We start from the raw sequence: 15,971 nt of genomic DNA, 5'->3' as shown, positions 1-15,971 counted from the left end.
TCCCCTGTCCTGCACGTCCTAAGAATCTCGCTGGTGCACATTTCCCTCCCACTTCTGCCCAAGGAAGAACGCATGTACGATCAAGCTCCATTCCTGCCACAGCACGGTGGCGACAAGCTGGCCATGGCCGCATTTTGCGGCACCAAGGTACAGGATATCTGTGATTTCAGCGTCAATGTCCGCCCGGATGGACCTCCGGACTACATCCGTCTCTCCCTTGTCCAGACCCTGTGCGCGGCAGACACCTATCCGTCTCCCTGTGCCGAGGAGGCAAGAGCTGCCTGTGCAAGGCGCTATGGTCTTCCGGAAAACTGCCTTGTCTTTGGCAACGGCACAAGCGAACTCTTTGTCGCCCTTGCCCGTGCGCTCAAGGAAAGCGGCTGCCCTGTGGCTGCCATAGCAGAACCAGCCTTTGGCGATTACGCCGCAGCCTGCCACAAGGCTGGCCTTGCGACTGTGCATCCGGCCTGTGTCCTGAAGGACTCCAAACGACGCTACGCTCCATCAGGCAGGCGTACCCTGCTTGACTGGGAGCTACCGGTAGACGCCTTGATGGCTCTTCCCGGAGGCGCTGCCGTATTTTTGGCCAATCCCGGCAATCCAGCTGGCACCTTCCTGGCCCCGGGTCAGCTGGTAGCCCTTATGAACAAGAGGCTGGACATTGTCTGGATCCTGGACGAAGCCTTCCTGCTCTATGTTGCCAGGGACAATCTGGTCTCCTTTTTGCCACAGCTTGGCGCCCATCTGCGCACCCCCGCCCATTCGCCCCTGCCGACCGGGCTGCGCTGCGTTGTGGTGCGCTCGCTCACCAAATTCCATGCTCTGGCAGGAGTTCGTGCCGGATTTATGGCCGCGACTCCGGATCTTGCAGGAAAAGTTCAGCAGGAAGTGCCACTGTGGAACGTTAACTGCTTTGCCATAGCCGCATCCTGCGCAGTTCTCACACCTTCGAGAGCCAATACAGCCGACGAGCGTGCGACAAGGGCCAGCAACAGGAAAAACCGCCGTGAGCTGCTCGAAATGCTGGCTTATCTGGCACTGACTCCATGCCGCTCCTGTGCCAATTATCTTCTGCTGCGTCTGGATACGCCCATGCCGGATCTGGCAAGAATGCTTCTTAAAAAGTACGGCATTGCCATCCGGGACTGTGCGACCTATCCGACCCTGCAGGACGGCACATGGTTCCGCGTAGCCGTACGCACCCGCGAGGACAATGTTCGTCTGGCAAGGGCCCTGCAAGAAACAGTGGGCCTTGCCAGGGATGTCCCGAAATCCGCACCGGCATTTTTGCAGGAAAAACCCGTCCCTGCCCTCATGCTGCAGGGAACGAGCTCTGGCGCAGGCAAGACACTCATGGCAGCGGCCTTTTGCCGCATTTTCCGACAGGATGGCTACAATGTGGCCCCCTTCAAGGCACAAAACATGTCGCTCAATTCCGGCGTCACCTGGGACGAGATGGAAATGAGCCGTGCGCAGATCCTGCAGGCACGTGCTGCAGGCATAGCGCCTGACGTGCGCATGAATCCTGTGCTCCTGAAGCCCCTCTCCGACAGGGGCTCCCAAGTCATCCTCATGGGCAAGCCCCATGCCGTGCTGGACGCCAGGGCCTTTCTGGAAGCAAGGACCCATCTGCGCGAGCCCATCTGCGAAGCATACCACTCTCTTGCAAGAGAGCACGACATCATGGTGCTGGAAGGTGCCGGGTCCCCTGGCGAGGTCAACCTGAAAACCTCGGACCTTGTCAACATGAATATGGCCATGGAAGCAAAAGCCAGGGTACTGCTTGTGGGCGACATTGACCGCGGTGGCGTCTACGCCTCCTTCCTCGGCACCTGGCTCACCTTTACCGCGCGGGAACGCAGCCTGCTTTCCGGATTCCTGGTCAATCGCTTCCGCGGAGACGCATCGCTTTTGCAGCCGGCGCACGAGTACGTCGAACAGGCTACGGGCGTGCCTGTCCTCGGTGTTGTGCCCTTTGTACCGCACCTGGATCTGCCCGAAGAAGACAGCCTGTCCCTTTCCACCTCCATGGTGCATGCGGCAACCATGCCGGATTCCCTGGATGTGGCCCTGATCGTGCTTGGCCGTACATCCAACTTCACGGACATGGCCCCTCTGGCCCTGGAACCGGACGTGACCCTGCGTCCAGTGCATTCTGTCGAAGAATGGGGAAATCCGGACATTATTATCCTTCCGGGCTCCCGTTCGGTCGCGCTGGACGCCAGGAAGCTGGACGAAAAGGGACTGACTGAGAAAATCCTTGAACACGCCCACAAGGGAGGCTGGCTCGTGGGCATCTGCGGCGGCATGCAGATGCTGGGCGAGGAAGTCTGCGATCCCCTGCACATGGAGTCGGAATTCGACACCATGCCGGGTCTGGGGCTATTGCCCCTGCGCACGACCCTGGAACCAGGCAAGGCCCTGCACTACCGCGAACACGTCCTCACCCCCCTGGGTGTTCCCTGCCAGGGGTACGAGATCCATCATGGCCAGACCACGCTGCTTGGCAGTGAACCGGCACTGTTCCGGCTTGCCGAAGAAGAAGGAAGCACTGGCTTCCTTGGCGTGCTCCATGGGCACGTTCTTGGCACCTATCTGCACGGCCTCTTTGACAACGACGCCTTCCGCAGACGCTTCCTGGATCTGGTGAGAACAAGTCTTGGCAAAAAGCCACAGGGACGCATTCTGGCAACCTGGGATATAGATACGTCTCTGGACAAGCTGGCTGCCACAGTCCGCGAGCACGTTGACATGAACACCATTTACCGCCTGCTGGGGATCAAATGATCACGATGCTTTTGCCAGTGCTGCTGCTTGCCGCTGCCCTTGTTTTGGACAGGCTTTTCGAGGAACCAAGGCCAGCCCTCCATCCTGTGTGCTGGATGGGGCAGGCGGCCGATTTCTGGGAGCGGACCCTGCGCAGAGACAAAAACTCGCCTGTGGGCATGCGGTTACGGGGCCTTGCCGCCCTCCTCTGCATGGAAGCCTGCTTTGTACTCCCCGCACTTATCCTGGTAGTGCTTTGCCAAAATCTGTGGCTGCCGCTGGGATGGTGCGCAGCTGCTATATGTATCTGGCTCTGTCTTGCGCCACATTCCCTTGCAAGGCACGCAAGGGCTGTCCTTGCACCGCTGCACAGGGGCAACCTGGAAACAGCGAGGCTTAAGCTCTCCTGGATTGTGGGCAGAAACACAAACGTGCTGGACGAGGCAGGTATTGCCAGGGCAAGCGTGGAATCCGTTGCGGAAAACTGCACGGACGGCGTGCTCTCGACACTGTTCTGGGCCTTTGCGGGCTACCTTCTGGGGGGACTGCCCCTGGCAGCAGCTCTTCCCGTTGCCCAGCGCGTTGCCAACACCCTGGATGCCATGTGGGGCAAAAAAAACGAACGCTACATCTATTTTGGCTGCTGTGCTGCCAGACTGGACGATGTCTTCAACTACCTGCCGGCAAGAGTGTCCCTCTTTTGCATTGCTCTTGCCTGTCTTTTTGTAAAGGGTACGGATGCGGCACAGGCCTTGCGTATTGGCTATCGCTTTCACGCAGCCCACGAAAGCCCCAACAGCGCCTGGAGCGAAGCGGCCTTTGCAGGAGCACTCCATTTGAAACTGGGAGGGCCAGCCATCTACGCTGGCAGAACAGTCAACCACCCCTTGCTTGGAACAGGCACTCCCAATGCCACACCGGCAGACATTTCCGTAGCCATTGACCTCATGTTTGCCACAACATGGACCTGTGCCACCCTCTTCTCACTCATTGTGGCCATGGGCATTGTGCTCTGAGAGCCTCAAGTTGGAACGCTTCTTGCTGAACAACGGATATGGAAGTGACGGTGCGCAAGCCGGAAACCACCCAAGACAAGGAGCGAGGCTATGGCAAAGCAGAAATGTCCAGGCACGACATTTGTCCTGTGTACCCTGTGCGGTACATTCCTGTATGCAATTTGTGCAGGATTCAGGGACAACTTTGGCATCATGCTGCCAGCCATAGTGGCTGAGCGAGGACTGTCCTACGCAACGGTCAGCTTCATCATTGCCCTGGGACAGCTGTTTTTCGGGCTGATGCAGCCTGTTTTCGGCTTTCTGTCTGTACGCAAGTCACCGCGCTTTGTGCTGTTCAGCGGCATATTCCTCATGCTGGCAGGCCTTGCCACAAGTGCTGTGACACACTCCGCCACCCTGCTGACCATCGCCATGGGGATTCTCTTGCCCTCGGGCACGGCAGCCGCATCCTTTGGCATCATCATGAGCTGCCTCCTGCCGGTATTTTCTGACAGACAGGCCCATACTGCATCGGGATTCATTGCCGCAGGCATAGGTCTCAGCATCTGTCTGCTGGCGCCTCTCCTCCAGTACAGCCTTGCATCCAGGGGGCTTGTGACAACGCTGTTCCTACTTTCCACGCCCATCATTCTTCTGGTACCGGTCGCCATCTTCCTGACCCATGTCGGCAAGGCTGCCATGAAGGTTGTGGAGAGCACGAGAGAAAGCTTTGCGGACATGCTGCGCCTTGCAGCAGCTTCCCCTGCGTACAGACGTGTATCCTTCGGCTTTTTCACCTGCGGATTTCATATGGCCCTCATCCAGACGCATCTTTTCTCTCAGCTGACTGCCTTCGGAATTCCGGACAGGCTGGCTTCCTGGGGGCTTTCCGTATACGGGCTGGGTGTCATAGCAGGCTCCATCAGCAGCGGCATGGCCTGTCGCTACTTCCCCATGGAACGCATACTTGGCTGTCTGTACAGTTCTCGCTGTCTGTGGGTAGCCCTGATGTTGCTCCCCCTGCCGTACTGGGCGCTGTTTGCTGTCATCTTCTGTCTGGGGCTGACCGGTGTTGCGACAGTTGCCCCCACATCCAACCTTATCGGCACCCTGTTCGGCCCTCGCCGCCTGGCAACGCTGTTCGGTTTCACCTACCTGCTTCACCAGCTGGGGGCTTTTTGCAGCGCATGGAGCGGTGGCCTCTGCCTCAGGTACACAGGAGACTACAGCGGTATCTGGTATGCCGACATCGCCTTGTGCTTCCTCGCCGGCGCAGCCTGTCTGACGCTGCGACGTGCCAGGAAAATCTGAACATTCCGTACCCGCATTTTCTAACATTGCAACAGAGGCTCACCGGATGAGGCCACCCGGAGGAAACATGTCCGACAGGGAACACGCAGGAAAACAGTACGCCTTTTTCACAAACAAGGATTGCGAATATTTTCCCTGCCACACTGGAGTGGCAGAAGAAAACTTCAACTGCCTGTTCTGCTATTGCCCCCTGTATATTCTGGGCAACAAATGTGGAGGAAACTTCTTCTACACGGAAAGAGGCATCAAGGTATGCAAGCACTGTTCCTTTCCGCACCACAAAGACAACTACAGCATGATACTGCAAAAAATCCGCAGCCATGTCCTGCCCAGGGCAAGGGACTGCCCGACGGACAGACCAGACAAGTTCCCCCCGGATCAGGACTGAGCCTTCATGGCAAGGCAAGCTCCTTCCATCTCATCCTGTACATGCCTGACAGCCGACAGTCCCCTGTCGGTTTTTTTTCGGACTGACTGTAAGCAAAAAGGCAGAAAGGACACTTTGTCATGATTTTGATACAGTTTTACAACAAAATGTTCCAACTCCGACATAGTTTCCCTTTTGTCTCAGCAGGCACACTTAACCCTCAATTGCCTTTTTTTGTCACCCTACAATTTTGTGTCACGATATCGAGACATAACGTGTCATGAGCATCAAAGAGCGCTTGTAATCAAGCAACTTTCTGGAAATGCGATAAAAAAAATCTGTTTCCTTTTTCTTTTTCCTCTCGGTGTCGCACAATATGCACCCGAAATGGTACAGATTTTGAAAGGGAGCATTTGTGTCATCATGCAAGTTTCCCGGTATAATCTCCCTCTCCTCTCCTGTCCTGTTTGTCCAGCTTTTGTCAAACATGAATCAGGCGAGACTTGCATCACGTGATCCGAGGAGCGTAGTGCATCATATGAACTCTGTATAACCTAGCCTGTTTCCGATCTATCACTCGGCAGATACTTTTTTCAACATTCCCGATATCTTCTGGAAAACATTGGATTGATATAGGAAGTCACACAACATATTTTAATAATATCAATATATTATAAGGGGGGGGGGTAGCTTACAGTACACTGCATTAGTACAATTTCATCTTTTATGCCAATTTTCTAATTGCCGTGTATTGATTTAAAAATAAATTATGTGTATCATTGTCTAAATTTTTCTGCGTTTTTTTATATCTGAACAGTATTTAATAAATTTTTTTTGCAAATACTGTCTTTTCCTTAATACAGGAGATACTTGCCTATATTATAACTAAACTGGCTTGTTCCCCCACTGTTATCCAACAGATGCCATTTTTATATTCATATTTTTCAATATATTTCTACACAAAATTTATTCTTTCATATAAATTTGAACAGGCCATACCCATACTTTGTATATAGGAGAGACAAAGGAGGGACAATGAGATCCGGTATCCAGATAGACAAAATTTCCTATGAGCGCATCAAGAGCAGTATCGAAGTAGGAATATTTGATAAACTGCACATGGGTGTGGCACTTATTTCGGAAAATCTGGACATCATCTACTGCAATGACTCCTTTGCAAGAATGTATGATCTTCCTGACAATGTTACAGGAAAAAAAATAGACAACCTTATCCTGCCATTCAGAAAATGCATGCTTGCAAGTCTGAAGCAGCCAAAGGTTGTGGCCTGTATAAGCCAGCCACAAAAGGATGTGTACTGCATCTTCATGAGCTACCCGGTCTATGACAGCAGTCAACGCTACCGCGGAGCCTTTATCGAAGTGTTGCCCATGGCAAGTGGCAAGGAAACAATTGCCGAGCTAATGGACAGCATGCGCACTGTAGAGATGAAGACCTACGCGCCGGACAAAAAGCACAACGAAAAGGGAAAGCATGGATCACTACACACCTTTGACTCTATCATTGGAAATTCCCTGCAGATGAGGACCATGATCAGCATGGGCCGCAAGATTGCACGCAGCAATGAACCGGTTCTTGTCTACGGCGAATCCGGAACAGGCAAGGAACTGGTTGCCCAGGCCATACACATGGCAAGTCCACGTGCCGAAGAAGCCTTTGTCTGTGTGAACTGTGCTGCCCTGCCTGCCGATCTCATGGAGTCGGAACTGTTCGGCTACGAATCTGGTTCCTTTACGGGCGCCAGGGCCACGGGCATGAAGGGCAAGTTTGAAGAAGCCAACAACGGCACCATTTTCCTTGACGAAATAGGGGAAATGCCTCTTGCCGTACAGGCCAAGCTCCTGCGCGTACTGGAAAGCGGCGAGATCCAGAAAATAGGACACAAGGGACGTCTGAGCTCAAATTTCCGCCTGGTTGCTGCCACCAACAAGAACCTGCTGGACATGGTACGCCACGGCCAGTTCCGCGAGGATCTGTACCACCGCCTCAACGTCTTCGAACTAACCATTCCCCCATTGCGCGAGCGGGGAGACGACCTGTATCTGCTTATCAAATACTTTATGGAAACCTCCATTGGCATGGAGCGTGCGCTCAAGGTAAAGCTGGAAGACAGCCTGATTGCCGCATTGCACAGCTATTCGTGGCCAGGAAACGTGCGCGAGCTCAAAAACATCATGACGCATGCGCTCTTCCTCATGGACGACTCTGAAATGACGCTCGGCATACACCTTTTACCACCCAGATTCCAGAGAACCATGCATCCCACGCATACATATACCACTGTGCAGCAGCCTGTACCACCTGTCGTTTCCGAAACACAGCTGCACAGCACCCTTCCACCCCAGAATGAACGCGAGGCTTTGCAGGAAGCGCTCATCCGCTGTCAGTACAACAAGGTACGCGTCACCAAGGAACTGGGTATCTCGCGCAGCAAGCTCTACCGCGACCTGCGCAAATACGGCCTCCTCACCGCAGACAAGTAGTGCGTTTCACTGTCGGGCATTCCTCGCCAAGAGGAAAGCGCACAGGAAAGACCGGTATCCGGACTTCCCTGTACGTCTGCCCGACTTTTTGTATGTCAACAACACTTCTCCAAAACCGGGAAAATGGTGCAGTATGACCAGGGCGCAAACCATTGTTGAACGGATGTTCAAAATCAGGGAAAGAGGCAGCTGCGTCCAGACAGAACTTGCAGCAGGACTCACCACCTTTGTGACCATGTCCTACATCATCTTTGTGAATCCGAGTATCATGGCCGATGCCGGCATTCCCAAAGAGGCAGCCTTTGCAGCCACCATATACGCTACCGTGCTGGGCAACCTGCTCATGGGGCTGTGGGTGAACTATCCCATAGCCCTGGCGCCGGGCATGGGACTGAATGCCTTTTTTGCCTACTACGTCTGCGGCACCCTTGGCCTGCACTGGACTGTGGCCCTGGGTGCGGTTTTCATTTCCGGAGTGATTTTCCTGATCCTGACTTTGACAAAGGTGCGAGAATTCCTCTTCAATGGCGTGCCCATGAGCATCAAGTACGCGCTGGTAGCAGGCGTAGGCATGTTCATTGCCATGATAGGTCTCAAAAATGCCGGTATCATTGCTTATAATGAAGCAACGCTGGTGACACTGGGCGATTTGTCCTCTCCAGCTCCACTGCTTGCCTGTTTTGGCATCGTCGTAAGTTGTGGGCTCATGGCGCGCAAGGTGCCAGCTGCGATCCTTTTCGGCATTGTGGCAACAACCCTGGTTTCCATGTGCTGCGGCGCAAGTCCAGCTCCTGCCGGGCTTCAGAGCCTTGTCAGCCTGGAAATTCCAAGCATTGCCCCTGTACTCATGCAGCTTGATATACGCGGTGCCCTGCACTACGGCCTCATCTCCATTGTACTGACCTTCACCATTGTGGAGCTTTTTGACAACATGGGTGCTCTCATAGGGCTTTCCCGCAAAGCTGGCTTTATGGACGCAGACGGTCGCATCAGGGGGCTTGAACGGGCTCTGACTACAGATTCCACAGGTACCATTGTCAGCAGTTTTCTCGGCACTTCGACCATCACCACCTACATAGAAAGCGCTGCCGGCATAGCTCAGGGTGGCAGAACAGGACTTACGAGCATCACAGTGGCTCTCCTTTTTGCACTGTCCCTGTTTTTTTCACCCCTGATCGGCCTTGTACCTGCTTGTGCCACTGCACCGGCTCTGTTGATTGTCGGCGCCAATATGATGACAGAAGTAGCCAACATCAACTTTAACGACTACACCGAGGGCTTTCCTGCCTTTCTGACCATTATCATGATGCCCATGACCTGCAGCGTTGCCAGTGGTTTCGGTTTCGGCTTCATAAGCTATGTCATCATCAAGACACTGGCAGGCAGAGCCAGGGAGGTTACAGCCTGCACCTGGATTATTGCGGCACTCTTCGGACTCAACTTCTTCATGCGGGCCTGACGCTCAGCCTTTTCCTGACGTCTCCTTGGTGATCCAGTCTTCCTGTAGCCGCAAACAAAACGCGAACACCAGCGAAAGAACAATGCAGGATCCGGGTACAGGAAGTAGAATTTCCGTGCCAGAGCCCGTACTATTTGTCCAACAAATTGTAATCGTGGAGTTTTTTGTACAATTTGTTACGCGATATTCCCAGAAACTTGGCCACAAGAGACTTGTTGTAGTGAAATCTGTCAAGCGCCTGTTCAATGGCTTCCTTTTCTGCCTGGGCGCTTACTTCAGAGAGCTTCTTGTTCTTGGCTGCAACACGTGGTGCTGTAGCAGCAGACGGCTGTGCCTGTTGATATGCCTGCTTTCCGGCTCTTTCATGTTCTGCCACGTGGGAATTGTCCAATCCCTTGATAAAGCGCATGGGTAGTCCAGAGGATGTCAGAACATTGCTCTCTGGGGGCAGTGAATAGAGCGAATAGGTCAGCACATTCTTGAGTTCGCGAATGTTGCCGGGCCAATGGTATTTGTTGAAAAGCTCAAAGACCTCACGGCTAACATAGAAATCCTTGGCCCTGCTTCCCCCAAGGATCTGCTCGACAAAATAGCGGACCAGCAGAGGCAAGTCTTCCAGTCTGTCCCGCAGAGGGGGAATGCGAATCTCGAAAATATTGATCCTGTGGTACAGATCCTCGCGGAACTTGCCATCCTGCACCATTTGCTGCAGGTTTCTGTTGGTCGCTCCTATGAGTCTGAAATTCGAAAACAGGGGTCCTCTATGAGCAATTTTCTGGATCTCGCCAGTTTCCAGTACACGCAGGAGCTTTGCCTGCACAAAAAGAGGCAATTCTCCTATTTCATCCAGGAAAAGAGTTCCGCCATTGGCAAGTTCAAACTTGCCCACAAGGCCACCTGAACGAGCCCCGGTAAAGGCACCCGCATCATAGCCAAACAGCTCTGATTCAATAAGATCCGGTGGCAGTGCAGCACAGTTGACAGCCACAAATGGTTTTGCGGATCTGGGACTGGCCATATGCAATGCCTGGGCAGCCAGCTCCTTGCCGCTGCCAGACTCGCCCCACAAAAGAATGGGTTCGTTGCTTTGAGCAAAACGCTGTCCCAGCTGCTTCATATGCATAAGCGCAGCACTTTCACCCACAATGTCCGCAAAGGTAAAGAGCCTGCCCACATGCTTGGAACGTGCCTGCTCAAAGTGCTGGGCTGCCTCTTCCAGATTGTGAATCGTATCCATGAGCATCTGCAGCTTTTCCTTGCCCAGGGAAAGAGGGATGCTTTCTATGACGACGCCGCAAAGCTCTCCACTTTTGCTGTGAATGGGATACCTGAAGGAAATCCCCTGCTCGTTGTTGACTGTGAGTGATGAGGAAATCACAGGTTTTTCTGTCCGTATGACGTCCATGACGCCACGCTCGCCGGTAATGAACACATCCGTGACGCTTTTGCCTATGACGCCGTTGGTAAAGCCGAACATTTCCAGAAAGGCCTTGTTGCAGTACAAAAAGACGCCCTTGTTGGACAAAAGCGCGACACCGGTATGCAGCAGGTCAAAAAGCCCAACATGCAACCCCTCCGCAAAGCGTTCAAAATCTTCACAAAATTTGAAGGGTTCATGTGTCATGCGAAACCTCCGAGCTTCTTCAAATTTTCTGCAATTCTCTGAGAAGACATGGACAGGAGGGTGAGAAGAGCGTGGGAAGAAGCGGCATCCCCCAAGTCAGACAGGGAGCAGGGTCTTTTTGTCCTTGCACAGGCTGAAAACAAATCCAGTCAGGATGCCTTTTGTACGTAGTGTAGCCAATTTGTTCCCTGAAAGGCAAGGTTTTCACCTGTGATATTCAGGAGCATCCCACTTCAACGTGGCAGGGCTGACAGAAGCCCTTTTGGGAGATGAATTACAGCAATCCTGAATTATTGCAGGTGCTCTTCACGGCATAGCGTCTTGTTCCTGGCACCAGCCGCTTGCGCTGTTCGCAAAAGCTCCATCCAGCGGGGCATCTGATTCTCAAGGGAAAAAGCTTCTGCCCTGTGCACCCTGCCCTGGTGCTCTTCCACCTCTTCCCGAGTGAGCAAAGTCTCCTTCAGGGAGCTGGCAATCCTTGTGGCGTCAGCCTCGACCAAGCGGCCAAAGCGTCCCTGCTCCAGCACTTCGGCGGGCCCACTCGGACAATCCACAGCCACAATGGGCAGTCCAAGTGCAAGGCCTTCCGCAAGCACCAGCGAAAATCCCTCATAACGGGACGTCAGCGTCAGCACCGATGATGCGCGCATGAGAGGATATGGAGTCACAAGACCCGGCATGAAGACCTCGACTCCGAGGGTGCGCGCCCTTTCTTCCAGCATGCGCCTCTGACTACCCTCACCGGCAATACACAGGGCGACATCAGGCATTTCTCGTTTCAGGATGGCAAAGCCCTCAAGCAACAGGACAAAATTCTTCTGATCTTCGAGCCTCCCCACTGCGAGAACGACCTTTTTGTGTTTCGCAAAGAAGTCCGCCACGTCTTGTCGCATCTCTTCCAGGGAAAGCCTCTCTATCTCTCCTGTGTCCAATGGATTGTAGATGCGCACAAAGTGCTGCGCGTACCCAGGCCAAAGCGCCCTCGAAGAGGCAACTATGCCATCGCTCACGCAGACAATGCATTGGCTGCGCCTGACAGCAAACGTCATCAAGGCCTTGTACAGGCGAACAAACCGCCGAGATCTGGTGGCAAAATAACCCTGAAGATCCTTGTGGAGCCAGCCTATGGCCCTGCCCGGGGCAAGGAGCGCAGCCACAAAAAGGCTCTGCAGCTCAAGGGTACCAACGACAACGGACGACTGCCGAACGATTGTCCGGAGCCTGCCAAGAAAGCGCAGGCTGGCAAGGCGTCCCGGACCTGCAGGCATGAAGAGCCTCACGGCCGCGGGAACATGCCTGGCAAGCTCGCTGCTTTTGCGCAGACAGGCAATACTGACGGCCCAGCCGCGCAAGACAAGCTCGCGGGCAAGCAGCAGGGCCACCTTTTCCGCGCCACCTCCAAAGCTGTGCATCACAAGGCAAATCCGGCAAACGGGAGCCGTACACTCCTTCCCAATTGCCTTTCTGTTCTCCCTCTGCACCATTATGGTCTGTCAAGCAAAAGACGTCTTGTCCTGTTCCCCAAAACGGTATTCCAGCATCAGGTCTCACATGCTGCAGTCCATGTCCGAGGGCATGCGCCAGTCCCCGCGCGGGGACAGGGACACCGTCCCCACCTTGGGGCCATCCGGCAGGCAGCTGCGCTTGAACTGCTGGGCAAAGAAGCGCCTGAAAAACGTGTCCAGGGTCCGCTCCACCATCTCTTCCTCTCCCGGGAAGGCAATCCTTGCCAGGGCCAGGATCTTCTCCCTGGCAAAGCCGTTGCGCACAAAGTGGTAGAGGAAGAAGTCGTGCAGGACGTACTTGCCTATGGTGCCTTCCGTAGACTGGCGATTGCCCTGGGCGTCCGGGGGCAAAAGCTCTGGACTAATCTCCGTTGCGGCAATGGAGAGGAGCACGTCGCGCACTTCCTCGTGCATCCTCGCATACTCCTCCACCAGGAAGCGGACCAGGGTCTTCGGGACACCGGCGTTGACGCCGTACATGGACATGTGATCGCCGTTGTAGGTCGCCCAGCCAAGGGCCAGTTCGGACATGTCGCCTGTGCCCACCACAAGGCCGTCCTCGCTGTTGGCAAGATCCATGAGGATCTGGGTGCGCTCGCGCGCCTGGGCATTCTCGTAGGTCACGTCGTAACAGGTGCTGTCGTGGCCTATGTCCCTGAAATGCCCAAGGCAGGCCTCCCTGATATCAATGGTCTTCTGCCGCACCCCAAGCTGTGTCATTAGGGTCAGGGCATTGTCCTTCGTGTGATTTGTTGTGCCAAAGCCCGGCATGGTCACTGCCAGGATGTGGCTGCGATCAAGCCCCAGCCTGTCGCAGGCAGAGGCTGCCACAAGCAGGGCGAGTGTGCTGTCTAGTCCCCCGGAGATCCCAAGGACCATGCATTTGGCCCTAGCTCTGGCATAGCGCCTTGCAAGGCCCGCAGCCTGCAGGCGCAGTATTTCCCTGCAGCGCTCGTCGAGCTCTGCCCCCTTGGGTACAAAGGGCGAGGGATCCACCTGCTCCGGCATGATCCCTGTTTCCGGAAGGGGCAGGGCCCTCACACGGAGATAGGATTTTCTTGCTTCTTCGTCCACGGGGCTTTGCGCAAAGCAGGGGTCCTTCAGGCGATCGTTTGCAAGGCGCTCAAGGTCGATGACGGCCGAGGTCAGGCCCATCCTGTCCCTGCTCTCTGCTGCCAGGCGGGCGTTTTCGGCAATGAGGCAGTGGCCGCTGAAGACAAGGTCCGTTGTGCTCTCGCCTGCCCCGGAGGAGGCGTAGGCATAGGCGCACAGACACCTTCCGGACTGCATGCGCACAAGGTCTCTCCTGTAGCGGGCCTTGGTTGCCACCTCGTTGGAGGCCGAGGGGTTGAGGACAAGGTTTGCTCCAAAGGCCGTGTGCCGCGAGCTCGGAGGCATGTTGACCCACAGATCCTCACAGATTTCGCAGGCAAGGACCAGGTCCCCTGCCTCCACCAGAAGATTCGGGGTAAAGGGCACAGTCTGTCCGCACAAGCAAATCTCGTTCGCTGTCCTTGCGTAGGAAGGGGCAAACCAGCGCCTTTCGTAGAATTCCTGGCTGTTGGGGACAAAGGTCTTTGGCACGACACCCAGGATGGTCCGCCCCTGGAAGAAGACGGCAGCATTGAAAAGGGTCCCGTTTTGCACAACGGGCATGCCGAGGCAGACGATGCGCCGTTCATCCCCAGCGCGCTCAAGAAGTGTGGCCAGGGCTTTTTCGCAGCGTACATGCAGGCTTTTTTGCAGGAAGAGATCGCCGCAGGTGTAGCCTGTGAGGGCAAGCTCCGGCAAAAGGAGGACGTCCGCCTCCTTCTCTGCACAAGCAAGAAGTTCCGCAACCCTTGCCCCGTTGACTTCGGGATTTCCTATCTCCACGTCGATGAGGCCGCACGCTACCCGCACAAGGCCGAATTTGCTGTTCATTGCCTCTCCCCTGCCCTAGATTTTCGGCGAAAAGTCTTCGCCCATCTTGTAGAGCAAATCCATCTTGGCCTCGTAGTAGGCAGGGCTCATGACGAGCTTGTGCAGGTGGGGATTGTCGAAGCGCTGCTCTTCCTCCCAGATTTCCTGAGTAAGCTGCCTGTGCACGTAGTCGCGGATCTCCCTTAAGGAGGGACTTTTTCCCACGCGCTTTCCCCTGCGCATGACAGGATGCTGCAGGGCGCGCACGGTCACGTCCTGGTAGCATCTGCTGCGCCAGGGCTTCATGGGGTTCACATAACGGTAGGGCTGCGACATGTCCACGCTTTCCCCTTGCAGGGTGATGAGATCGGAAATGGCGTGGCCGGACTGGTTGTAGACGCGGTACACGCACTTTCTGCCGGGGTTGGTGATTTTCTCCACTGTTTCGGAAATCTTGATGCGCGGCTCGGCCCTGCCGGCCTCATCCACGGACACGAGCTTGTACACGGCACCAAAGACAGGCTCGCTTCTGGCAGTGATGAGCCTTTCGCCCACGCCAAAGCTGTCTATGCAGCCACCCTGGTCGATGAGAGAATTGATGGTGTACTCGTCGAGGCTGTTGGACACGGAGATCTTGCAGTCCTTAAGGCCTGCCTCGTCGAGCATGGCGCGGGCCCGCTTCGAGAGATAGGCGAGGTCGCCAGAGTCTATGCGCACGCCCTTCAGGCGCTTGCCCATGGGCTCGAGCACTTCCCTGGCTGTACGGATGGCGTTGGGAATGCCGGAGTGGAGCACGTTGTAGGTGTCCACAAGGAGTACAGCCCCGTCCGGGTAGGCCTCGGCAAAGTGCTTGAAGGCGGAAAACTCGTCCTTGTGGTACATGACCCAACTGTGGGCCATGGTGCCGGTGACCGGGATGCCGAACATCTTGCCTGCGAGAAGCGTTGCAGTGCTCACAATGCCGCCTATGTAGGCGGCCCTGGCCCCGTAGACGGCAGCGTCGGCGTTGTGGGCGCGCCGTGCGCCAAAGTCCGCGACGCTCCGGCCCCTGGCAGCGTGCACGATGCGCTGGGCCTTGGTGGCGATGAGGGACTGGTGGTTGATCTGGTTCAGGATGGCGGTTTCCACGAGCTGCGCGTCCACCAGGGGGGCGTTGACTGTCAGGACCGGCTCGTTGGGATACATGATGGTGCCTTCGGGGAAGGCGTCGATGTCGCCCGAAAAGCGGAAGGAGGCGAGCCTTTGCAAAAAGTCGTCGGGAAAGATGCCGAGCGAGCGCAGATACTCTATGTCGTCCGGATCGAAGTGCAGGTTTTCGAGGAATTCGAGCACCTGCTCAAGACCCGCGAAGATGGAAAAGCCGCCGTTGTCCGGATTGTGGCGAAAAAAGACGTCGAAGGTCACATTGGTATTGCCGGTCACAAGGCCGTGATAGCCGTTGGCCATGGTCATTTCATAGAGATCCATGATCATGGAGAGGTTGCGCTCATCAAATTGACTCATGTTTTTTCTCCCGGACCGTGCCCTGCGGCGTGCGGCC

The 15,971-nt window shown here is 55.2% G+C and carries 10 protein-coding genes; 6 read left to right on the top strand and 4 right to left on the bottom strand.

The annotated features are described in order from the left end of the window. Positions 1-72 precede the first annotated feature (72 nt). The 6 genes from B5F76_RS06335 to B5F76_RS06305 all read left to right on the top strand — a co-directional run bounded on the left by B5F76_RS06335 (position 73) and on the right by B5F76_RS06305 (position 9,400). Positions 73-2,787 (top strand): cobyric acid synthase, encoded by a 2,715-nt coding sequence (locus tag B5F76_RS06335; protein ID WP_087352446.1) that lies wholly within the window; start codon positions 73-75, stop codon positions 2,785-2,787. After that, positions 2,784-3,782 carry an adenosylcobinamide-phosphate synthase CbiB gene (gene cbiB / locus B5F76_RS06330; protein WP_239406975.1) on the top strand — a complete coding sequence of 333 codons (999 nt, stop codon included), beginning with the start codon at positions 2,784-2,786 and terminating at the stop codon, positions 3,780-3,782. The genes B5F76_RS06335 and cbiB overlap by 4 nt, the downstream gene beginning before the upstream one ends. Positions 3,783-3,872: 90 nt before the next feature. Beyond that, positions 3,873-5,072: an MFS transporter gene (locus B5F76_RS06325; protein WP_087352444.1), complete on the top strand. Its 1,200-nt coding sequence runs from the start codon at positions 3,873-3,875 to the stop codon at positions 5,070-5,072. 67 nt (positions 5,073-5,139) lie between these two features. Further along, the gene (locus tag B5F76_RS06320; protein ID WP_087352441.1) at positions 5,140-5,460 is read left to right on the top strand and encodes a cysteine-rich small domain-containing protein; all 321 of its coding nucleotides are present in this window, start codon (positions 5,140-5,142) and stop codon (positions 5,458-5,460) included. A 1,014-nt stretch (positions 5,461-6,474) separates the two neighbouring features. Continuing rightward, positions 6,475-7,941: a sigma-54 interaction domain-containing protein gene (locus tag B5F76_RS06310; RefSeq protein WP_087352437.1), complete on the top strand. Its 1,467-nt coding sequence runs from the start codon at positions 6,475-6,477 to the stop codon at positions 7,939-7,941. Between the two features lie 133 nt (positions 7,942-8,074). After that, positions 8,075-9,400, top strand: a complete 1,326-nt coding sequence (locus B5F76_RS06305; RefSeq protein WP_087352435.1) for an NCS2 family permease — start codon at positions 8,075-8,077, stop codon at positions 9,398-9,400. 130 nt (positions 9,401-9,530) lie between these two features. Here B5F76_RS06305 and B5F76_RS06300 read toward each other — a convergent pair whose 3' ends face one another. The 4 genes from B5F76_RS06300 to B5F76_RS06285 all read right to left on the bottom strand — a co-directional run bounded on the left by B5F76_RS06300 (position 9,531) and on the right by B5F76_RS06285 (position 15,934). Then, positions 9,531-11,024 (bottom strand): sigma-54 interaction domain-containing protein, encoded by a 1,494-nt coding sequence (locus B5F76_RS06300; RefSeq protein ID WP_087352433.1) that lies wholly within the window; start codon positions 11,022-11,024, stop codon positions 9,531-9,533. 290 nt (positions 11,025-11,314) lie between these two features. Continuing rightward, a complete protein-coding gene (locus B5F76_RS06295) occupies positions 11,315-12,436 on the bottom strand; it encodes a glycosyltransferase (protein WP_162608722.1) in 1,122 nt (373 codons plus the stop codon). A gap of 135 nt (positions 12,437-12,571) precedes the next feature. Further along, positions 12,572-14,452, bottom strand: coding sequence for an NAD(+) synthase (locus B5F76_RS06290; protein ID WP_087352429.1), 1,881 nt, complete (start codon positions 14,450-14,452; stop codon positions 12,572-12,574). 15 nt (positions 14,453-14,467) lie between these two features. Next, positions 14,468-15,934, bottom strand: coding sequence for a nicotinate phosphoribosyltransferase (locus B5F76_RS06285; protein WP_087352427.1), 1,467 nt, complete (start codon positions 15,932-15,934; stop codon positions 14,468-14,470). Positions 15,935-15,971 lie beyond the last annotated feature (37 nt).

Origin of the sequence: Desulfovibrio sp. An276 (assembly GCF_002159665.1) — a bacterium.
GTDB lineage: Bacteria > Desulfobacterota > Desulfovibrionia > Desulfovibrionales > Desulfovibrionaceae > Desulfovibrio > Desulfovibrio faecigallinarum.
Note: the sequence above shows the minus strand (reverse complement) of the source record. Positions and strands in the feature narration are given on the sequence as shown.